The 20,389-nt window shown below is 58.6% G+C and carries 17 protein-coding genes and 1 pseudogene; 4 read left to right on the top strand and 14 right to left on the bottom strand.

Going from position 1 to position 20,389, the window contains the following annotated elements:
- On the top strand, window positions 1-254 hold a 254-nt coding region (locus tag CRO59_RS22250; protein ID WP_143503312.1), incomplete at its 5' end, for an integrase core domain-containing protein.
- A 182-nt stretch (window positions 255-436) separates the two neighbouring features.
- On the opposite strand, the gene CRO59_RS22255 is transcribed toward CRO59_RS22250, so the two are convergent.
- Together CRO59_RS22255 and CRO59_RS22260 are read right to left on the bottom strand one after the other, a co-directional pair.
- On the bottom strand, window positions 437-2,062 hold the full coding sequence (locus CRO59_RS22255) for a methyl-accepting chemotaxis protein (protein ID WP_097090109.1): 1,626 nt from the start codon (window positions 2,060-2,062) through the stop codon (window positions 437-439).
- Window positions 2,063-2,200: 138 nt separating this feature from the next.
- Window positions 2,201-3,247, bottom strand: a pseudogene (locus CRO59_RS22260) (amidohydrolase family protein).
- A 128-nt stretch (window positions 3,248-3,375) separates the two neighbouring features.
- Here CRO59_RS22260 and CRO59_RS22265 point away from each other — a divergent pair.
- Together CRO59_RS22265 and CRO59_RS22270 are read left to right on the top strand one after the other, a co-directional pair.
- Window positions 3,376-3,792, top strand: a complete 417-nt coding sequence (locus CRO59_RS22265; protein ID WP_027614046.1) for an OsmC family protein — start codon at window positions 3,376-3,378, stop codon at window positions 3,790-3,792.
- A gap of 61 nt (window positions 3,793-3,853) precedes the next feature.
- Entirely contained in the window at window positions 3,854-4,717 is an 864-nt protein-coding gene (locus CRO59_RS22270) for a pirin family protein (RefSeq protein ID WP_097090110.1), read from the top strand.
- 146 nt (window positions 4,718-4,863) lie between these two features.
- On the opposite strand, the gene CRO59_RS22275 is transcribed toward CRO59_RS22270, so the two are convergent.
- The 4 genes from CRO59_RS22275 to CRO59_RS22290 form a co-directional block, all read right to left on the bottom strand.
- Window positions 4,864-5,592 (bottom strand): dienelactone hydrolase family protein, encoded by a 729-nt coding sequence (locus CRO59_RS22275; RefSeq protein WP_097090111.1) that lies wholly within the window; start codon window positions 5,590-5,592, stop codon window positions 4,864-4,866.
- A 68-nt stretch (window positions 5,593-5,660) separates the two neighbouring features.
- Window positions 5,661-7,565 (bottom strand): molecular chaperone HtpG, encoded by a 1,905-nt coding sequence (htpG, locus tag CRO59_RS22280; RefSeq protein ID WP_177409038.1) that lies wholly within the window; start codon window positions 7,563-7,565, stop codon window positions 5,661-5,663.
- Window positions 7,566-7,646: 81 nt separating this feature from the next.
- Window positions 7,647-8,099, bottom strand: a complete 453-nt coding sequence (locus CRO59_RS22285) for a PaaI family thioesterase (RefSeq protein ID WP_097090113.1) — start codon at window positions 8,097-8,099, stop codon at window positions 7,647-7,649.
- Complete coding sequence (locus tag CRO59_RS22290) at window positions 8,096-8,572, bottom strand: PaaI family thioesterase (RefSeq protein WP_097090114.1); 477 nt, start codon at window positions 8,570-8,572, stop codon at window positions 8,096-8,098. The genes CRO59_RS22285 and CRO59_RS22290 overlap by 4 nt, the downstream gene beginning before the upstream one ends.
- Before the next feature lie 158 nt (window positions 8,573-8,730).
- Between CRO59_RS22290 and CRO59_RS22295 the strand changes: the two genes are divergently transcribed.
- Window positions 8,731-8,967, top strand: coding sequence for a hypothetical protein (locus CRO59_RS22295; RefSeq protein WP_007962865.1), 237 nt, complete (start codon window positions 8,731-8,733; stop codon window positions 8,965-8,967).
- Window positions 8,968-9,055: 88 nt separating this feature from the next.
- On the opposite strand, the gene CRO59_RS22300 is transcribed toward CRO59_RS22295, so the two are convergent.
- The 8 genes from CRO59_RS22300 to CRO59_RS22335 form a co-directional block, all read right to left on the bottom strand.
- A complete protein-coding gene (locus tag CRO59_RS22300; protein ID WP_097090115.1) occupies window positions 9,056-9,457 on the bottom strand; it encodes an MAPEG family protein in 402 nt (133 codons plus the stop codon).
- Entirely contained in the window at window positions 9,457-10,194 is a 738-nt protein-coding gene (locus tag CRO59_RS22305) for a DUF599 domain-containing protein (RefSeq protein WP_027614039.1), read from the bottom strand. Before CRO59_RS22305 ends, CRO59_RS22300 begins: the two co-directional genes overlap by 1 nt.
- A 257-nt stretch (window positions 10,195-10,451) precedes the next feature.
- Window positions 10,452-11,765, bottom strand: a complete 1,314-nt coding sequence (brnQ, locus tag CRO59_RS22310; protein WP_027614038.1) for a branched-chain amino acid transport system II carrier protein — start codon at window positions 11,763-11,765, stop codon at window positions 10,452-10,454.
- 497 nt (window positions 11,766-12,262) lie between these two features.
- Window positions 12,263-13,144, bottom strand: coding sequence for a succinate--CoA ligase subunit alpha (gene sucD / locus CRO59_RS22315; protein ID WP_003223019.1), 882 nt, complete (start codon window positions 13,142-13,144; stop codon window positions 12,263-12,265).
- The gene (gene sucC / locus CRO59_RS22320; RefSeq protein ID WP_003223015.1) at window positions 13,144-14,310 is read right to left on the bottom strand and encodes an ADP-forming succinate--CoA ligase subunit beta; all 1,167 of its coding nucleotides are present in this window, start codon (window positions 14,308-14,310) and stop codon (window positions 13,144-13,146) included. Before sucC ends, sucD begins: the two co-directional genes overlap by 1 nt.
- A gap of 200 nt (window positions 14,311-14,510) precedes the next feature.
- Window positions 14,511-15,947 (bottom strand): dihydrolipoyl dehydrogenase, encoded by a 1,437-nt coding sequence (gene lpdA / locus CRO59_RS22325; protein WP_007962860.1) that lies wholly within the window; start codon window positions 15,945-15,947, stop codon window positions 14,511-14,513.
- A 97-nt stretch (window positions 15,948-16,044) separates the two neighbouring features.
- Window positions 16,045-17,268, bottom strand: a complete 1,224-nt coding sequence (odhB, locus tag CRO59_RS22330) for a 2-oxoglutarate dehydrogenase complex dihydrolipoyllysine-residue succinyltransferase (protein ID WP_003223011.1) — start codon at window positions 17,266-17,268, stop codon at window positions 16,045-16,047.
- A gap of 42 nt (window positions 17,269-17,310) precedes the next feature.
- Entirely contained in the window at window positions 17,311-20,142 is a 2,832-nt protein-coding gene (locus CRO59_RS22335; RefSeq protein ID WP_027614036.1) for a 2-oxoglutarate dehydrogenase E1 component, read from the bottom strand.
- Window positions 20,143-20,389 lie beyond the last annotated feature (247 nt).

A 20,389-nucleotide genomic window follows, 5' to 3' on the forward strand; every position in this document is an offset into this window, starting at 1 on the left:
GCTCTGATTTATACCAACGGATGCATACCCGGCATGGAATCAGGTGCTCAATGACTGACGGTTATGATTGCTATCAGAACGCTATGGCGGAGAGGGTAAATGGGATTTTGAAGACTGAGTTTTTGCTGCATCGCCCCAAAGACCTGGCGGATGCAGTGAAAATGGTGGATGAATCGGTGCAAATCTACAACCGGGAGCGGCCGCACTTATCCCTGAAATACAAAACGCCCGATGCGGTGCATCGGGCGTTTTGAGACTGAAACAGGTGTAAACCTATTTCAGGACTAGACATGCGATTTCCGCGACGACACATATCCCCTGTCGGAGCGAGCCTGCTCGCGAAGGCGTCAGTTCAGCCGACTTGTATATGGCTGATACACGGCTTTCGCGAGCAGGCTCGCTCCCACAGGGTTCAGCTCGATCTTCAAGGGTCAGCTCAGACCGAAAATCTGGCCACCATATTGTTCAAATCCACCGCCAGCCGCGACAGCTCCTGGCTTGCCGCACTGGTCTGATTTGCCCCCGCCGACGTCTGCATCGCCAGATCGCGGATGTTCATCAGGTTGCGGTCCACCTCCCGCGCCACCGCTGCCTGCTCCTCCGAGGCGCTGGCGATCACCAGGTTGCGTTCATTGATCAAGGTGAACGCCGAGGCAATTTCCTCCAGCGCCAAACCCGCAGCCTTGGCCAGTTCCAGAGTCGAATTGGCGCGGACGCTGCTCTGTTGCATCGAACTGACCGCCGAATCGGTGCCCTGCTGGATGCCACCGATCATCTGCTCGATTTCCTGGGTCGATTGCTGGGTGCGATGGGCCAGCGCCCGCACCTCATCGGCCACCACCGCGAAGCCACGCCCGGCATCGCCGGCCCGCGCCGCCTCGATCGCTGCGTTCAATGCCAGCAGATTGGTCTGCTCGGCAATCGAGCGGATCACGTCGAGCACTTTGCTGATGCCGTGAACCTTCTGCGCCAGATCCTCGACCTGCGTTGCATTGGACGTGACGTCGTCAGCCAGGGACTGGATCGAAGTCACCGTCTGGTTGACCTGCTCGCGCCCATGCTGGGCAATCCGGTCAGACTCGCGCGACGCCTCGGAAGTCGCCACGGCGTTGCTCGCGACCTCTTCCACGGCAGCGGTCATCTGATTGACCGCCGTGGCGGCCTGCTCGATCTCCAGGCTTTGCTGGTGCAGCCCGCGCGTGGCGTCCTCGGTGACGCAACTGAGTTCCTCCGAGGCCGACGCCAACTGGCTGGACGATTCGGAAATCTGCCGAATGGTGTCGCGCAGGTTGTGCTGCATGCTTTTCAGCGCCTGCAGCAGCCGCGCCGGTTCGTCCTTGCCGGAGATGTTGATATCGCCCGTCAGATCGCCACCAGCCACCACTTCCGCCACGCCGAGTGATTGCGCCAGCGGCAGGACGATGCTGCGGGTCAGCAACAACGCCAGACCGATGGTGATCAATGCGGTAATGCCGATCATCATCCCGACCCACACCCGCGAATTGATGAAAACCAGGCGCGCGGCTTCGGTGGCAAGATTGGCGTTGTGCTTGTTCAGCTCGACCAGCTCCTTCAGGGTGACCGCCATGTCGTCGGCCAACGGGCTCATTTCACCGTTGAGAATCGCCGCCGCCTCCTCCACCCGATTCTGTGCGGACAACTGCATCACCTGCGCCTGAAACTCCAGGTACTTGTGCTCGGCGACCTTGAAGCGGTCGAACAACTTGCGCTCTTCGGGCAGCACGATCAACACGTCATAGCGTTGTTGGGCTTCGCTCAACACACCGCGCAGGTCATTGAGCTTGGCGACATTCTGCGCCAGCGCCTGCGGGTCACGATTGAGCAGCAGGCGCATGGTCAGCGCACGCAGGCGCAACATGTCCTGACTCATCTCGCCGACCGCCATCACGCTCGGCAGCCAGTTGTTGTCGACCTCATCAGACTGCGCGCGCATGTTCGCCATTTGCAGCAGGGCGAACGCCCCCAAGGCAAACACCATCAGCGCCAATACACCAAACCCCAGGCCGGCACGCGGCGCGATATTGAGACTACGGATGCTCATGACTCTGGTTCCTTCCAAAAGCGCTGCATCAACCCTGCAGCTGGTTGCTTTAGAAGGTATCGGCCCGGCGCCAATTTGCGTAAGACGAAAAGGTGATATCAAAAGGCCTTGATACTTCGAACCCTCGGCATGAACGATTCAGCGCGCTTTCCCGGACTTTGCTGCTGTTCGTGGCAATATTGCCAGGAAGTTATCCCGGGCGACCTTACGCGCAATTTCTTCAGGCAAGGCATCAAGGAACGGCGTGAAGCTGCGCATTTCCTGACCGAGCTTGGTGAAACGGCCTACAACATCCGAGCCGATCATGAACCGATCAGGGTATTTCTCGACCAAGGCCAGCCATTCCGCACGCGGCTTGCCCTGCTCGTCCAACAGATACGGCGTGAGCATGCTCCACGACAGATCAATGAACAGATTCGGATAAGCCTCAAGCATCCGACTCACCGTCGGCAGGAGGAATTTCAGTTGCGTCTGGTGCCGATGAATTTCCGCGCTGGTGCCGGCGTGCGCCCAGATGAACCGGGTGTGCGGGTGATTACGCAGGGGTTCTTCGATTTCCTTCAAGTACAGCGGATTTTTCTCACGCTTGGAGGTGATGTTGGAATGCAGCATCACTGGCAGATCGTTTTCGGCAGCCAGGTGATAAATCCGCTTCATCGCCTCGTTATTGGCCCGTGGCGTGTCGCCGGCGGTCAACGCCGTCAAGTCATCATGGCGGGTGAACACTTAACCAATGCCCTGCCACAGCCCGGGATACAGATCGAGCATGCGCTGGATGTGCGCGGCGGAGTTCTTGTCATTGGGGTTGAAGCCCGACAGGAACGGATGAAAGTGCTGACGCTGCTCCGGAGTCAGCTTTTGCACGGCATCGGCAACGATCACGTCGGTGGCGCTGTACCAGTAGGCATCGGCATCATCGCCGGCGTAATAACGCGGACGCTTGGGTTCGTCCTCATGCCATTTCTTCGCCACGGGAATCCCGGAAATCATCACGTGATCGATGGAATTGTCCTTCATCGCAGTGAGCAATTTCGCCATGCCGGCGGTTTCCTGGAAAAAATCCACGTAGTGCAAGTGCGCATCGCTGTAGGTGTAATCGCGGGCGCTGGCGCTACCGGCGAATGCCAGCAGGCAGGCAAGACTCAAACGAAACAAGGACACAAGTAATCTCCGGCAGGTAGGCATAGCCTAGACCCTGAGCCGATGACAAGGGTTCATCCTGCAGGAAAGTGGAACGCGCCTCCGTAGGAATGCTCTATAACTGCAAGGTCTTTTTTGATCGCACGACTTTTCCTACTGCCAGTGAGGTTGCCATGACTGTTACCGTCAATACCGTCTCCGCCGAAGGTTTTCGTCACACCGTACAGATCGATGACCACGAATTGTTTGCCGACGTGCCGAAGTCCGCCGGCGGCGAAGGCTCGGCCCCCGAGCCCCACGACTACTTCGACGCCGCGCTCGGTGCCTGCAAGGCACTGACCCTGAAGATGTACGCGAAAAAGAAAGACATCCCGCTGACCGGCGTGGGTGTCGAGGTCAAACGCGACAACAGCGAAGAGCAGAAAGGCAAATACGCCCTGCACGTGACGCTTACCCTCAAGGGCGTCCTCACTGATGCCCAACGTGAAGAGTTACTGCGCGTGGCTGATCGCTGCCCGATCCACAAACTGATGACTACCACCGACGTCAGCATCGAAACCCACGCCCCACAAGGCTTCGACAGCCAGTAATCACCCTCTTGCCAGCGGCGGGTTATGCTTCTGGCATCACCCGCTCAGCCTGGAATGCCCCATGGATATGCAACCACTGATCATCCGCCCGCGCGCCGAAGACGTCGAAGGCCAGCCGATCCTGCGCCCGCTGCCGTCAGCCAAATGCCGCAGCGTCGGGCCTTTCGTGTTTTTCGACCACATGCTCGAAACGGTTTATCCGACGGGCAAAGGCATGAACATCCGACAGCATCCGCACATTGGTCTCTCGACTCTGACCTACCTGTTCGAAGGACAGATCCAGCACAAGGACAGCCTCGGCTCCGATCAGGTGGTCAGTGCTGGCGATGTCAGCTGGATGACCGCCGGCAGTGCGATTGCCCATGTCGAGCGCACGCCCGAGCCGTTGTGGGCGCAAAGCTTCACGATGCACGGTTTGCAGATCTGGCTGGCCTCGCCCAAGGATCACGAGCAAGGGCCGGGACATTACAGCCATCACCCGGCGGCAACCTTACCGGTCAGCGATAACCTTGGCGTGCAGATTCGGATGATTGCCGGGTCAGGCTTTTGCCTGGAATCGCCGGTGCCGGTGCTTTCTCCTACGCTGTACGCCGAAGTAAAGATGCAGACCGCGACCACTTTGCTGATCCCGACCGAGCACGAAGAACGCGCGATTTATGTGCTGAGTGGCGATGCGCAGTTGAATGGCGAGCCCCTCGAACCCCATGCGCTGGCGGTGTTGCCGGCCGGGGAAGAGATGAGCCTGTTTGCCGAGAGTGACGTGCACGCGGTGGTGTTTGGCGGCGCGCCGCTGGACGGGCCTCGGCGGATCAACTGGAATTTTGTCGCGAGCGATCCGGCGGCGATCGATGAGGCGCGGCGTAAGTGGGCGGCCGGGGATTGGCCGACGGTGCCGGGGGAAGTCGAGCGGATCGAACTGCCCTGAGTGTTGTGTCGCTAGAGGGTAAGCCTTCGCGAGCAAGCCCGCTCCCACAAGGGGAATTGTGGTGTGTATGAGTTCTGAGTACACATCACAATCCCCCCTGTGGGAGCGGGCTTGCTCGCGAAGAGGCCAGTAAAGGCGCCGAACAATCAGCCTTTGAACACTTCATCCAGCAAATCATGCATCGACTTGAACGCTCGCCTGGCAGTCTTCGCGTCGTACATCATCTTGCCCGGGACATTGGCATGCGGATCGGTGAACGAATGCACCGCACCGCCATAGCTGAGCAACTGCCAATCGACCTTCGCCGCGTTCATTTCTTCTTCGAACGCCGGCAATTGCTCTTTCGGCACCAATGGATCGGAAGCACCGTGCAACACCAACACTGAACCCTTGATGTTCTTGGCATCCGCCGGGTTCGGCGAATCCAGCGTGCCATGGAACGACACCGCAGCCTTCACTGGCGCACCGGTACGGGCCAGATCCAGCGCACAGCAACCACCAAAGCAGAAACCGAACACCGCAAGCTTCGATGTATCGACTGCCGCCTCACCCTGCTGCTGCAACTGCTCGAACGCTGCCTGCATGCGCTTGCGCAGCAGTGCGCGGTCGTTCTTCAGCGGCATCATCGCCGCGCCGGCCTCGTCAGCGTTCTGCGGACGTACTGCCTGGCCATACACGTCAGCAATCAACACCACGTAGCCCTTGGCCGCGACCGATTTGGCGATCTCTTCCGCCCCGGCGCTGACGCCCATCCAGTTCGGCGCCATCAGCAGGCCCGGGCGCGCGCCCTTGTGCTCGGCGTCGAACGCCAGACGACCTTCATAGGGCTGGCCATCCAGCTGATAGACCACGGAACGTACAGTAACTTGGCTCATTTCTGACTCCTGATTAGTTAAAGACCAGAATGAAAAAACCCGCCGAAGCGGGTTTTTCTACATCGTGATTAGGCTGACAGCTCAACCAGCAGCTTGTTCAGACGGGTCACGTACGCGGCCGGGTCTTTCAAGCTTTCGCCAGCCGCCAGAGCGGCCTGATCGAAGAGGATGTGCGACAGGTCGCCAAAACGCCCTTCGTTCTGCTCGCCGTCGAGTTTCTCGATCAGCGGGTGGCTCGGGTTGAATTCGAAAATCGGCTTCGACTCCGGCACTTTCTGCCCGCTGGCTTCGAGGATCTGGCGCATTTGCAGGCCCAGGTCCTGTTCGCCGATCGCCAGAATGGCTGGCGAGTCGGTCAGACGATGGGAAACCCGAACTTCCGCCACGGAATCGCCCAGCGCGGCTTTCAGGCGCTCGACCAGACCTTCCTTGGACTTGGCGACTTCTTCTGCAGCTTTCTTGTCCTCTTCCGAGTCCAGGTTACCCAGATCAAGATCACCGCGTGCCACGTCGACAAAGGTCTTGCCGTCGAATTCGCTGAGGTAGCTCATCAGCCACTCGTCGATACGGTCGGTCAGCAGCAGCACTTCGATGCCTTTCTTGCGGAAGACTTCCAGGTGCGGGCTGTTCTTGACCTGCGCGTAGGTTTCGCCGGTGAGGTAGTAGATCTTGTCCTGACCTTCCTTGGCGCGCGCCAGGTAGTCAGCCAGACCGACAACTTGCTCGCCGTCGTCGCCTTGAGTCGATGCGAAACGCAGCAGACCGGCAATTTTCTCTTTGTTGGCGAAATCTTCTGCCGGGCCTTCTTTCATGACCTGACCGAAGTTTTTCCAGAAGCCCTTGTATTGCTCAGGCTCGTTCTTCGCCAGTTTTTCCAGCATGTCCAGCACGCGCTTGGTCAGCGCCGACTTCATCGAGTCGATGATCGGGTCTTTCTGCAGGATTTCCCGCGATACGTTCAGCGACAGGTCGTTGGAATCGACCACACCCTTGATGAAGCGCAGGTACAGCGGCAGGAACGACTCGGCCTGATCCATCACGAACACGCGCTGCACGTACAGCTTCAGGCCTTTCGGCGCTTCACGCTGGTACAGGTCGAACGGCGCGCGGGCCGGCACGTACAGCAGCGAGCTGTATTCGAGCTTGCCTTCGACCTTGTTGTGGCTCCAGGCCAGCGGGTTTTCGAAGTCGTGAGCGATGTGCTTGTAGAACTCCTGGTATTCCTCGTCCTTCACTTCAGTGCGCGGACGGGTCCACAGGGCGCTGGCGCGGTTGACGGTTTCCCATTCAACGGCAGGCTTCTCTTCGCCTTCAGCAGCAGTGACTTCTTTCGGCAGCTCGATCGGCAGCGCGATGTGGTCGGAGTATTTCTTGATGATGTTGCGCAGACGCCAGCCGTCGGCGAACTCGTCTTCAGCGGATTTCAGGTGCAGGACGATGCGGGTGCCGCGCTCTGGTTTGTCGATGGTGGCGACTTCAAACTCGCCCTCGCCTTTCGACGACCAGTGCACGCCTTCGCTGGCAGGGGTGCCGGCGCGACGGGAATACACATCAACCTGGTCGGCAACGATGAACGCCGAATAGAAGCCGACACCGAACTGGCCTATCAGGTGCGAATCTTTCTTCTGATCGCCCGAGAGATTCTTCATGAAATCGGCGGTGCCCGACTTGGCGATGGTCCCCAGGTGGGTGATCACATCGTCACGGTTCATGCCGATACCGTTGTCTTCGAGGGTGACGGTCTTGGCGTCCTTGTCGAAGCTCACACGGATTTTCAGTTCAGCGCCACCTTCGAGCAACTCAGGCTTGGCCAGGGCTTCGAAGCGCAGCTTGTCGACAGCGTCAGAGGCGTTCGAGATCAATTCGCGAAGGAAGATTTCCTTGTTGGAATACAGCGAATGGATCATGAGGTGCAGCAGCTGCTTTACCTCGGTCTGGAAGCCCAGGGTTTCCTTTTGAGTTTCCACACTCATGGTCATCAAACTCCAATCAGATGGCAGTGGCCGCGACCTTGAGGGTCGGCGGCGGGTTGTTCACTGAGTTGGGGGCAGCGTTCAGGATTTCAAGGGCTCATCAATTTTGAAATGTGCACGGGCGGTGGCAATCGGTTCGCTCTCGGTGCTTTGCCAGGCCGTGATGGCAACGTTGGCCACGCGCCGCCCCTGGCGACAGACCTGACATTTGGCCCAAGTGTCGCGAAACTGCCCGGCGCGCAGGTAATCCAGAGAAAAGTCGATGATCTTCGGCACCCCGGGCGAACCGGTGAAGATCAGCAAATGCAACGCGGCTGCCAGCTCCATGAACCCGGCAATCACCCCGCCATGGATCGCCGGCAATAAAGGGTTACCAATGTTGTCCTTGTTCGCCGGCAGCTTGAACAGCAATTCATCGCCGACCCGGGAACATTCGACGCCGATCAGCCCGGCGTAAGGAATTATCCGCAGCAACGGCGCGTAATCGCCCTGAGCGTGAGCCTGCAGCAGCTGTTGCTTCCAGTTATCGCTCATCGATTCTCTCCTTTGACCTTGCCGCCAAATCCCTGGGTGCCTTTCAGGTTTTTGCCCATGCGCATGAAAGTGCCGACGACATGGGCGATCGGCTGATTCGGGTCATCCTGATAAGCAAAGCCGCGGGCGAAGATCACATCGGTGGTGACCCGGTAACACTGGGCAAAGCCATAGACATCCTTGTTTGGTTCAGCGGCATGCATGTAGTCGATACGCAGGTCCAGGGTCGGGCAGACTTCGAACTCCGCCAGCACGCACAACGTGGACATGCCGCACGCGGTGTCCATCAGCGAGGTAATGGCGCCGCCGTGGATGACCCCGGTCTGTGGATTGCCGACGATTTGCGCGTTGTACGGCAACCTCACCGTCAGCCCTTCGCTGCTGGCGTTGTGTACCGTCAAACCGAGCACCTGACAATGGCGCAGGGCCGAAAGAAATCGTGTCGCGCGCTCAAAAACGGGGTTTTCAGCCATTTGATAATTACTCTCGTCAGAGCCTTTTGCCAGTAGTAAGAAATACGGCAAAAGTTCCACTAAAAAACAAACTTATATATCTGAACGAAATGAGGAACTTAACCTTTGGGCCAGTGCTCTTAAGGCCAGTAGTTATTTTCCATAAGGAGAAACACCCCATGCGTAAGACTTTAGCTATTGCCTTGATGTTGACCGCTTCCCTCGGTCTCGCTGCCTGCGATAAAAAATCCGAGGACAAAGCTCAAGATGCCAACCAACATGCTGAGCAAGCTCAGCAAGACATGAACAAAGCTCAGGATAAAGTGAACGACGCAGCAAAAGAAAACGCCGAAGCTGCCAAAGCTCAGGCTGAATCGAATCAAGCTGCTCAGGAAGAAGCTGCCAAGAAGCAATAATTGCGACTTGATGCAGAAAAAGAAAACCCGCCAAGTGCGGGTTTTCTTTTGCCTGTGATTTTTTGTCAGTCTTGGCTTAGAGGCTTTCTTAGAGCAATACGGTTCTAAAAGTCGGACTAATCATCAGCAACAAACTGCAGATCAGGCCGACCAGCCACACCAGGCTGCGCAGGGATGGTTTATCCGCCAGGTATAACCACACGTAAAGAATTCGCACGATCACAAAGATGATCGCCAGCGCATCGATCAACCAGCCTTGGGTTTGCGTGGTGTGCGCCATCAGCACACCCACGGCGAACAGGATGAACGCTTCGATGCAGTTCTGGTGTGCCGCCAGCGCCCGCGCGCCATAGCCAGTGAGTTGCGCCTGCTGTTGGCGCGGTAGATGGTTGTTGTAACCACCCTGCTCTTTCATGGCTTTACCCACCGGCATGCGCGCGATGTAGATCAACAATGCACTGATAAACACACACCAGAACGGAATACTCATCAAGCGGCCTCTTTATTGGTTTCGGGCAATGGCGCCTCTGTAGGGGTATAGACCATCACATCGAGCACGTCGGAATGAAACTCGCGGCGGTACAACACGATGACCACCCCGGCACTCATCAACATGAACAGCCACGGGCTGACAAACCACGCCAGCATGCTCATGCCGAAGTAATAAGAACGCAGACCGAAGTTGAACTGGTTCGCCGCCATCGAAATCACTCGCGCCGCCCGCAGTGCGAACGCCTTGCGCTCCTGCTCCGAGACCTGACGCTCACCGATCATCGGCGCGGAACCGACCAGCACCGCAGCAAAGTTGTACTGACGCATGCACCAGCTGAACGTGAAGAACGCATAGACGAACACCAGCGCCAGACAGAGCAACTTGATCTCCGACATGCCCTGCGATGCCTGCTGCACCATCGGGATATCCGCCAGCAACGACACGGCGCGCTCGGATGCACCGAGCACGGTGAGAATGCCGGCGAGTATGATCAGGGTGCTGGAGGCGAAGAACGAGGCGTTGCGCTCAAGATTGCCGATCACGCTGGCGTCGGCGATACGGTTGTCACGCAGGAGCATGCGGCGCATCCAGTCTTCGCGGTACAGGTGCAGCACACTGGCCAGACACGCGGTATCGCGGGCCTTCCACGACGCATAACGGGTGTAGCCGCCCCAGCAAATGACAAACCAGAGCGCGGCCAGCAGGTGGATCAGATTGGCTTGGATGAACGACATGCAATTCCCTGTGGAGTATGGATGCTACCTGTGGGAGCGAGCCTGCTCGCGAAAGCGGCGTATCACACAACGTTGATGACGGCTGACACAACGCTTTCGCGAGCAGGCTCGCTCCCACATTAAGACTTCGGCAGTGCTTCGACGTTAGCTCGCGGAAAAAGACACTGCCAGACGCCCATAAAAAATGCCCCGTATCGATTGATACGGGGCATTTCTGTTTAAGCGCTGAAGACCCGTTTGTGGCGGGTCAGACAACGTCAGGCAACGGCTTCGCTGCGCTTGCCCAGCAGGCGATCGCAGACCACGGCGACAACCAGGGTCATCACGCATGGCACCAGCCACGCCAGACCCTGCTCGCTCAGCGGCAGGTGCGACAGCTGCGACGGCATCCAGTCAGCCAGACCGGCGCCCTTGAGCGCGTCGATGGTGCCGAACAGGAAAGATACCAGCATGACCGGGCCGAGGATCCGCCCGTGTTCATGCCAGAAGTCCTTGCAGAAGCTCAGAGCCACCAGAACGATGCACGGCGGGTAGATCGCGGTCAGCACCGGGATCGAGAACGCGATCAGCTTGGTCAGGCCCAGGTTGGACACCAGCAGCGAGAACGCGGCCAGGATGATCACCAGGGTCTTGTAGGACAGTGGCAGCACGCGGCTGAAGTATTCAGCGCAGGCGCAGGTCAGACCGACCGCCGTCACCAGGCACGCCAGCGAGATCAGCACCGCGAGGAAACCGCTGCCCAGCGAACCGAAGGTGTGTTGCACGTAAGCATGCAGCACCGCCGCACCGTTGGTGGCACCAACCGCGACTTCATGGCTGCCGGAACCGAGGCGGAACAAGCTGATGTACACCAGCGCCAGACCGACACCGGCGATGAGGCCGGCAATGATCGCGTAACGGGTGATCAGCGCAGGCGACTCGACGCCACGGGAGCGGATCGCGTTGACGATGACGATACCGAACACCAGCGCGCCGAGGGTATCCATGGTCAGGTAACCATTGATGAAGCCCTGGGAGAACGGTGCCGCGACATATTCCGGCGTGGCCTGACCGATATCTCCGGCCGGCAGGGCGAACGCGGCGATGCCGAGTACCGCCAGGGCGATGATTTTCAGCGGCGCAAGGAAACGCCCCACGGTATCGAGCAGACGGCCCGGATACAGCGAGATGAAGAACACCAGCAGGAAGTACACCGAGCTGTAGAGGAACAGCGCCAGCGGGCTTTCGCCGGTCAGCGGCGCGAGACCCACTTCGAACGACACGGTCGCGGTCCGCGGGGTGGCGAACAGCGGGCCGACCGCCAGGTAGCATGCCGCGGCGAGCACACCACCGGCGATCTTGCCGATCGGGCTGCTCAGCGCATCCATCGCACCACCGACCTTGGCCAGGGCGACGACGGTGACCACCGGCAGACCGACGGCCGTGATCAGGAAGCCCAGCGCCGCCATCCAGACATTAGGTCCGGACTGCAGGCCGACGATAGGCGGGAAAATGATGTTGCCGGCCCCGACGAACAGGGCAAATGTCATAAAGCCCAGTGCCAGGATGTCCTGACCTTTCAAAACTTTCATTAAGGAAATACCACACTACTGAATCGGAATTTAGAGGGGGATTTCCCTGTGGGGTTAGGGAAATGCTGTCAGTCCGTATAAGACTGACCCGTTTAGCGCGTTGCATGCCTTGTGGGCGGCAGACGCAAAAATGGCTGCTAGCCTAACGAATTTGTCTGACAAACGCACTGTTTGAGGGCGAACTATCCGATACACGACGTGTCTGTGTCGCGTTTACGCATCTATTTTTCCTGCGGAGCACTCTGCAGGAAGACCCAGGATATGTAGCGAGGGGATTTATCCCCGATGGCGCGCGCAGCGGCCCCGATTTAGACCGTATGGTTTTTTCAGACTGAGCGCACTCACCGGCTTAGGGGCCGCTTCGCAGCCCATCGGGGCGGTGCGACGTTTCGCTAAATCCCCTCACCACAAATGCCCGCTAAAACGCAGATGCCAGAAACAACAAAGGCCACCCGAAGGTGGCCTTTGTCTGGTGAAGCGTCAGTCAAGCACGAGGCTTACTTGACAGCCCAACCGGTCAGCTCGGCCAGGGCCTTGCCGATGTCTGCCAGCGAACGCACGGTTTTTACGCCTGCGTCTTGCAGCGCAGCGAATTTCTCGTCTGCAGTGCCTTTGCCGCCAGAGATGATTGCGCCAGCATGGCCCATGCGCTTGCCCGGAGGAGCAGTCACACCAGCGATGTAGGAAACAACCGGCTTGGTCACGTGTGCCTTGATGTAGGCAGCCGCTTCTTCTTCAGCCGAACCGCCGATCTCGCCGATCATCACGATCGCTTCGGTCTTCGGGTCTTCCTGGAACAGCTTCAGGATGTCGATGAAGTTCGAACCCGGGATCGGGTCACCACCGATGCCGACGCAAGTCGACTGACCGAAACCGGCGTCAGTGGTCTGCTTCACAGCTTCGTAGGTCAGGGTGCCGGAACGCGAAACGATACCGACCTTGCCTGGCAAGTGAATGTGACCTGGCATGATGCCGATCTTGCATTCGCCTGGGGTGATCACGCCTGGGCAGTTAGGGCCGATCAGGGTAACACCCAGCTCGTCGCACTTAACTTTGGCGTCCAGCATGTCCAGGGTAGGAATGCCTTCGGTGATGCAGACGATCAGCTTGATGCCGCCGAAAGCAGCTTCCAGGATCGAGTCCTTGCAGAAAGGAGCCGGAACGTAGATCACGCTGGCGGTAGCGCCAGTGGCAGCTACTGCGTCTTTAACGGTGTTGAACACTGGCAGACCCAGGTGCTCGGTGCCGCCTTTGCCCGGAGTTACGCCACCAACCATCTTGGTGCCGTATTCGATGGCTTGCTGGGTGTGGAAACTACCTTGCGAACCGGTAATACCCTGGCAGATAACTTTGGTGTCTTTATTGATCAGGACGCTCATTATTTGCCCTCCGCAGCTTTGACAACTTGTTGAGCAGCGTCGGTCAGGCTGGTAGCAGCGATGATGTTCAAACCGCTTTCTGCCAGTACTTTAGCGCCCAGCTCAGCGTTGTTGCCTTCAAGGCGAACAACAACCGGGATTTTCACGCCGACTTCTTTCACTGCACCGATGATGCCTTCGGCAATCATGTCGCAACGAACGATGCCGCCGAAGATGTTAACCAGTACTGCAGCGACGTTGGTGTCGGACAGAATGATTTTGAATGCTTCGGTCACGCGCTCTTTGGTAGCACCACCACCTACGTCGAGGAAGTTGGCTGGCTTGCCGCCGTGCAGGTTGACGATGTCCATGGTACCCATGGCCAGGCCGGCACCGTTGACCATGCAGCCGATGTTGCCTTCCAGGGCTACGTAGTTCAGTTCGAACTTGGCAGCGTGCGCTTCGCGCGGATCGTCTTGCGACGGATCGTGGAAAGTCTTCAGCTTAGGCTGACGGTACATGGCGTTGGCGTCGATGTTGATCTTGGCGTCCAGGCAGTGCAGATCGCCGTCAGCCTTGATCACCAGCGGGTTCACTTCCAGCAGGGCCAGATCGTGATCCTGGAACAGTTTGGCCAGACCAACGAAGATCTTGGCGAACTGGGCAACTTGCTTGCCTTCCAGACCCAGTTGGAACGCCAGCTCGCGACCCTGGAATGGCTGAGCGCCAACCAGTGGATCGATAGTGGCTTTGAGAATTTTTTCTGGAGTGTCGTGAGCGATTTTCTCGATGTCCACGCCACCTTCGGTGGAAGCCATGAACACGATGCGACGGCTCGAACGGTCAACGACAGCGCCCAGGTACAGCTCTTTAGCGATATCAGTGCACGATTCAACCAGGATCTTGGTGACTGGCTGACCATTGGCGTCAGTCTGGTAAGTCACCAGACGCTTGCCCAGCCACTGCTGTGCGAAGGCCTTGGCGTCTTCTTTGTTGCGAACCAGCTTGACGCCGCCCGCTTTACCGCGACCACCGGCGTGGACCTGGGCTTTGACAACCCACTCGCTGCCGCCGATTTTGTCGCAAGCTTCTGCTGCTGCTTCCGGGGTGTCTACTGCGTAACCAGTGGAAACTGGCAGGCCGTATTCAGCGAACAGCTGCTTACCCTGATACTCGTGAAGATTCATGCTTTTTACCGTCTTCGTTAGGTACTGCGCATTCGGCGCTGCGCTCTTGATGAGTGCCGCGCCACCTGTGACTGCTGCTTGCGTAGCCTTTCCGGATACCCGGTGCAGCTACGCAAGACTGCGTCCAGCGGACATTCCGCGGTGAGACTTGCTCGCAAGGCTCACGACGGGCCGCAACCGCCGTGGTTTCTTATTGTGTCTTAACGCTTCTTGCGGTTGGCAATGTGGATGGCGCCGCCATTCACAGCCAGAGCAGCTTCGTGCAAGGCTTCAGACAGGGTCGGATGGGAGAAAACCATCATGCCCAGGTCTTCAGCGCTGGTGCCGAATTCCATACCGATCGCGCCCTGCTGAACCAGTTCTGCAGCGCTCGGGCCAATCACATGCACGCCCAATACGCGGTCAGTCTTGGCATCAGCGATGACCTTGACGAAACCACCGGTATCGTTGGCGGCCATGGCACGGCCGGAAGCGGCGAACGGGAAGGTGCCGACGTTAACTTCAACGCCTTCGGCTTTCAAGGCCTGCTCGGTTTTGCCAACCCACGCGATTTCCGGGTGAGTATAAATAACCGAAGGGATCAGGTCATAGTTCATCTGGGCTTTGTGGCCCTTGATGCGCTCGACAACCATGATGCCCTCTTCCGAGGCCTTGTGCGCCAGCATCATGCCGCGAACCACGTCACCGATGGCGTAAACGCCCGGTACGGTGGTGGCGCAGTGATCGTCAACGTGCACGAAACCGCGCTCGTCCAGGGTCACGCCGCTGTCGGCAGCCAGCAGATCAGTGGTCACCGGACGGCGACCAACGGCTACGATCAGCTTGTCGAAAGTGATGGACTGTTCGCCGTTGGCATCGGTGTAGTTAACCACGACTTCGTCGCCATTCACTTTCGAACCGGTTACGCGAGCACCCAGCTTGATGTCCAGACCTTGCTTGGTTAGGGTTTTCAGCGCTTCCTTGGAAACAGCGGTGTCCGCTGCCATCAGGAAGGTATCCAATGCTTCGAGGACAACCACTTCGGAACCCAGACGCGACCACACCGAACCCAGTTCCAGACCGATCACGCCAGCGCCGATCACGCCCAGACGTTTAGGTACGGACTGGAATTCCAGAGCGCCAGTCGAATCGACGATGACTTTCTGATCGACCGGAGCCGGTGGAATGTCGATCGGACGCGAACCTGGAGCCAGGATGACGTTTTCGGCTTCGATGACTTCAACCGAACCGTCCGGCTTGGTGACTTCGACTTTCTTGCCAGCCAGCAGCTTGCCGTGGCCCTGGATCGAAGTAACGCCGTTGGCCTTGAACAGAGTGGCAACGCCGCCGGTCAGGTTCTTGACGATGCCAGCCTTGCGGCCAACCATCGCAGCGACGTCCATTTTGACTTCGCCGGTCGAGATACCGTGAACGTTGAAGCTCTCTTTGGCTTCCTTGTACTTCCAGGAGCTGTCCAGCAGCGCCTTGGACGGAATGCAGCCGACGTTCAGGCAAGTACCGCCGAGGGCCTGTTTGCCTTCAGCGTCGGTGTACTTCTCGATGCAGGCAGTGGTGAGACCCAGCTGCGCGGCCTTGATGGCAGCTACATAGCCGCCAGGGCCGGCACCGATCACTACTACGTCAAATTTCTGCGACATTCAAAAAATCCTCTTTAGCGAAAAGCTTCAAGCCGCGCGCTGCGGGCCGTACCGCCGTTGCCGACGGTACGCCACCCGCAGCGCATGGCTGCTTCTATCAGATATCCAGCAACAGACGAGCCGGATCTTCCAGCAGGTTCTTGATGGTCACCAGGAAGGTTACAGCTTCTTTGCCATCGATCAGACGGTGATCGTAGGACAGTGCCAGGTACATCATCGGACGGATCACGACCTGACCGTTGATGGCCATAGGACGCTGGATGATGTTGTGCATGCCCAGAATCGCTGCCTGCGGCGGGTTGACGATCGGGGTCGACATCATCGAACCGAAGGTACCACCGTTGGTGATGGTGAAGGTACCGCCGGTCATCTCTTCCATCGACAGTTTGCCGTCACGGGCTTTCTTGCCGAACGTGGCGATGCCGCCTTCGATTTCAGCCAGGCTCATCAGCTCGGCGTTACGCAGAACCGGAACGACCAGACCACGGTCGCTGGAAACGGCAACACCGATGTCGGCGTAGCCGTGGTAAACGATGTCTGCACCGTCGATCGAAGCGTTGACCGCCGGGAAGCGTTTCAGCGCTTCGGTGGCAGCCTTGACGAAGAACGACATGAAGCCCAGGCGTACGCCGTTGTGGGACTTCTCGAACAGGTCCTTGTACTTCGAACGCAGAGCCATGACTTCGGTCATGTCGACTTCGTTGAAAGTGGTCAGCATTGCCATGTTCGACTGGGCTTCAACCAGACGCTCGGCAACCTTGGCACGCAGACGGGTCATCGGTACGCGCTTCTCAACGCGGTCACCGGCAGCGAATACCGGAGCAGCAGCGGCTGGAGCAGCGGCTTTTGCAGGAGCAGCAGCCGGAGCGGCTTTCTTCGCGGCTACAGCAGCCACCACGTCTTCCTTGGTCACACGACCGCCTTTGCCGGTACCGGCAACGGAAGCGATGTTGATGCCGTTTTCTTCAGCCAGCTTGCGCGCAGCCGGAGCAGCAACAGGATCGTCTTCGCCTTCGGCAGCCGCCGGGGCAGCGGCAGCAGCGGCCGGAGCAGCAGCGGCGGCTGGAGCAGCGGCAGCAGCGCCGCCCGCTTCGATGGAGCCCAGGACTTCGTCGGACAGAACGGTGTCGCCTTCGTTTTTGACGATTGCGCCCAGCACGCCGTCGGCGGTAGCCAGCACTTCCAGTACGACTTTGTCGGTTTCGATGTCGACGATCAGGTCGTCACGCTTGACGGCGTCGCCCGGTTTTTTGTGCCAGGTGGCAACGGTGCCATCGGCAACCGATTCCGGGAAAGTGGGGGCTTTGATCTCGATAGCCATTATCTGTGGTTCCTTAAATTCGGTTTCAGGTGCGCGAAGGCGTTAAACGGTAAACGCGTCTTGCAGCAGTTTTTCCTGCTGCTCGGCGTGCATCGATGCGTAACCACATGCTGGGGCAGCAGAAGCCTCACGGCCCGCGTACTCGAGTACGAGAGACTTGTCGAGGTTACCGATGCTGCGACGCAGGTGATGCTGGCTGCAGTACCAGGCGCCCTGGTTCATCGGCTCTTCCTGACACCAGACGGCATGCTTGACGTTGGTGTAAGGCGCCAGGACTTCTTTCAAGTCGTCCTCAGGGAATGGATACAGCTGCTCGATACGCACGATGGCGATATCGTCACGGCCTTCGGCACGACGTTTTTCCAGCAGGTCGTAGTAGACCTTGCCGCTACACAGAACAACGCGCTCGACCTTTTTCGGGTCCAGGGCATCGATTTCCGGGATCACGGTCTGGAACGAACCTTCAGCCAGATCTTCCAGGGTCGAGACGGCCAGCTTGTGGCGCAGCAGCGACTTCGGCGTCAGCACTACCAGAGGTTTGCGCAGCGGGCGAATCACCTGACGACGCAGCAAGTGGTAGATCTGGGCCGGGGTGGTCGGCATGCACACCTGAATGTTGTGCTCGGCGCACAGCTGCAGGTAACGCTCAAGACGAGCCGAGCTGTGCTCAGGGCCCTGACCTTCGTAGCCGTGTGGCAACAGCATGGTCAGACCGCAGAGACGGCCCCACTTGTGTTCGCCGCTGGTGATGAACTGGTCGATAACAACCTGTGCACCGTTGGCGAAGTCGCCGAACTGGGCTTCCCAGATCACCAGCGCGTTTGGCGTGGTGGTCGAGTAACCATATTCGAAGGCCAATACCGCTTCTTCCGAGAGGAACGAGTCGTACAGGTCAAAGCGTGGCTGACCGTCGTACAGGTTCTGCAGCGGAATGTAGGTGCCCGCGTCTTTCTGGTTGTGCAGCACAGCGTGACGGTGCGAGAACGTACCGCGGCCGATGTCCTGACCGGTCATGCGGATCGGGTGACCTTCGAACGCCAGGGTCGCGTACGCCATGGTTTCGGCGTAACCCCAGTTGATCGGCAGGCCGCCGGCTTGCATCTTCTGACGGTCTTCGTAGATCTTCGCGACCTGACGCTGAACCACGAAGCCTTCCGGAATTTCCAGCAGCTTGGCGGACAGTTCCTGCAGGGTCTTCAGGTCGAAACGCGTGTCGTGACGCGCAGTCCAGGCGTGGCCCAGATACGGACGCCAATCCACGAACAGCTCTTTGTTCGGCTCTTTGACCAGCGACTTCACTACGTGCAGACCGTTGTCCAGCGCGTTGCGGTACTCGTCGACCTTGGCCTGAACACGCTCAGCGTCCAGCACACCGGCCTGAGTCAGGCGATCAGCGTACAGCTCACGGGTGGTGCGCTGCTTGGTGATCTGCTGGTACATCAGCGGCTGGGTGCCGCTTGGCTCGTCGGCCTCGTTGTGGCCGCGACGACGGTAGCAGACCAGGTCGATCACCACGTCACGCTTGAACTGCATGCGGTAGTCGATGGCCAGCTGGGTCACGAACAGCACGGCTTCCGGATCATCACCATTCACATGGAGGATCGGCGCCTGGATCATCTTCGCAACGTCGGTGGCGTACTCGGTGGAACGCGAGTCCAGCGGGTTGCTGATGGTGAAACCGACCTGGTTGTTGATCACGATGTGCACGGTACCGCCGGTCTTGAAACCGCGGGTCTGCGACATCTGGAAGGTTTCCATGACCACGCCCTGACCTGCGAATGCAGCGTCACCGTGGATGGAGATCGGCAGCACCTTCTCACCGGTCGGGTCGTTACGACGATCCTGACGGGCGCGAACCGAACCTTCTACCACCGGGGAAACGATTTCCAGGTGGGACGGGTTGAACGCCATGGCCAGGTGAACTTCACCGCCAGTGGTCATCACGTTGGACGAGAAGCCCTGGTGGTATTTGACGTCACCGGAACCCAGCTCGACCTTCTTCTTGCCTTCGAACTCGTCGAACAGCTCGCGCGGGTTCTTGCCGAAGGTGTTGACCAGCACGTTCAGACGGCCACGGTGGGCCATGCCGATGACGACTTCCTTGGTGCCGTAGGAACCGGAACGCTGGATCAGTTCGTCGAGCATAGGAATCAGGCTTTCGCCGCCTTCCAGACCGAAACGCTTGGTGCCCGGGTATTTGGTGCCCAGGTATTTTTCCAGGCCTTCACCGGCAGTCACGCGCTCAAGCAGGTGGCTCTTGATGTCGGCGGAGTACGTCGGACGACCGCGCACGCTTTCCAGACGCTGCTGGAACCACTGGCGCTGCTCGGAATCGGTGATGTGCGTAAATTCAGCGCCGATGGTGCGGCAATATGTCTGCTGCAACGCTTCGTGAATTTCGCGTAGGCTCGCTTCCTCTTTGCCGATGAACAGGTCGCCGGCACGGAAGGTCGTATCAAGATCGGCATTGGTCAAGCCGTAATGATTGATCGACAGGTCTGCAGGTGCAGGACGCTGCCACAGCCCCAGCGGGTCAAGCTGGGCTGCCTGGTGGCCACGCATACGGTAGGCCTGGATCAATCGCAGCACTTCAACTTGCTTCTTCTCGTGCTCACTGCTCACGCTCCCGGCGGAAACCGGTTGGGCGCGGCGCTGGTTCTTTGCCAGCAGCACGAAATGATCGCGAATTGTGGAGTGCGAAACATCAGTGGCAGAGCTGCCGTCGGCAGGCAGCTTCTGAAAGTAGGTGCGCCACTCTTCTGGCACAGCGTTAGGGTCGTGCAGGTAGAGCTCATAAAGCTCTTCCACATAGGCAGCGTTTCCACCTGAAAGGTAGGCGCTGTTCCACATGCGCTGCATCACGCTTTCTTGCATGCTTGGTCACCCTCGGTTAGGGGAACACCATCGGCGTCAATACCGAGCAAACTTGCAGAAGTCCGAATGCAGCGACCAAAACAAGCCACTTAGGATCACGCTGATAGTCCGGGTACCAGCCCGGATGCCCCTGCTTGTCTCATTTCTTCAAAATAAGAGCTGCAGCTTGTGGCTACTGCTCTGGTTATAGCCATGACGCGGGTTGAAGCCCGCGCCACAGCCTCTTCGTTACAGCGGTTCTACGGTT

It is taken from the genome of Pseudomonas sp. LAMO17WK12:I5 (assembly GCF_900215165.1).
In the GTDB taxonomy this organism is placed as follows: domain Bacteria; phylum Pseudomonadota; class Gammaproteobacteria; order Pseudomonadales; family Pseudomonadaceae; genus Aquipseudomonas; species Aquipseudomonas putida_A.

Bases quoted from the DNA above. Each gene is read 5' to 3' on its own strand.
- CRO59_RS22265 (WP_027614046.1), top strand. From the start codon at position 3,376: ATGACTGTTACCGTCAATACCGTCTCCGCCGAAGGTTTTCGTCACACC.
- CRO59_RS22275 (WP_097090111.1), bottom strand. From the start codon at position 5,592: ATGAGCCAAGTTACTGTACGTTCCGTGGTCTATCAGCTGGATGGCCAG.
- sucC (WP_003223015.1), bottom strand. From the start codon at position 14,310: ATGAATCTTCACGAGTATCAGGGTAAGCAGCTGTTCGCTGAATACGGC.
- CRO59_RS22270 (WP_097090110.1), top strand. From the start codon at position 3,854: ATGGATATGCAACCACTGATCATCCGCCCGCGCGCCGAAGACGTCGAA.
- CRO59_RS22295 (WP_007962865.1), top strand. From the start codon at position 8,731: ATGCGTAAGACTTTAGCTATTGCCTTGATGTTGACCGCTTCCCTCGGT.
- CRO59_RS22285 (WP_097090113.1), bottom strand. From the start codon at position 8,099: ATGAGCGATAACTGGAAGCAACAGCTGCTGCAGGCTCACGCTCAGGGC.
- CRO59_RS22290 (WP_097090114.1), bottom strand. From the start codon at position 8,572: ATGGCTGAAAACCCCGTTTTTGAGCGCGCGACACGATTTCTTTCGGCC.
- odhB (WP_003223011.1), bottom strand. From the start codon at position 17,268: ATGGCTATCGAGATCAAAGCCCCCACTTTCCCGGAATCGGTTGCCGAT.
- lpdA (WP_007962860.1), bottom strand. From the start codon at position 15,947: ATGTCGCAGAAATTTGACGTAGTAGTGATCGGTGCCGGCCCTGGCGGC.
- CRO59_RS22300 (WP_097090115.1), bottom strand. From the start codon at position 9,457: ATGAGTATTCCGTTCTGGTGTGTGTTTATCAGTGCATTGTTGATCTAC.
- brnQ (WP_027614038.1), bottom strand. From the start codon at position 11,765: ATGAAAGTTTTGAAAGGTCAGGACATCCTGGCACTGGGCTTTATGACA.
- CRO59_RS22335 (WP_027614036.1), bottom strand. From the start codon at position 20,142: ATGCAAGAAAGCGTGATGCAGCGCATGTGGAACAGCGCCTACCTTTCA.
- CRO59_RS22255 (WP_097090109.1), bottom strand. From the start codon at position 2,062: ATGAGCATCCGTAGTCTCAATATCGCGCCGCGTGCCGGCCTGGGGTTT.
- htpG (WP_177409038.1), bottom strand. From the start codon at position 7,565: ATGAGTGTGGAAACTCAAAAGGAAACCCTGGGCTTCCAGACCGAGGTA.
- CRO59_RS22305 (WP_027614039.1), bottom strand. From the start codon at position 10,194: ATGTCGTTCATCCAAGCCAATCTGATCCACCTGCTGGCCGCGCTCTGG.
- sucD (WP_003223019.1), bottom strand. From the start codon at position 13,144: ATGAGCGTCCTGATCAATAAAGACACCAAAGTTATCTGCCAGGGTATT.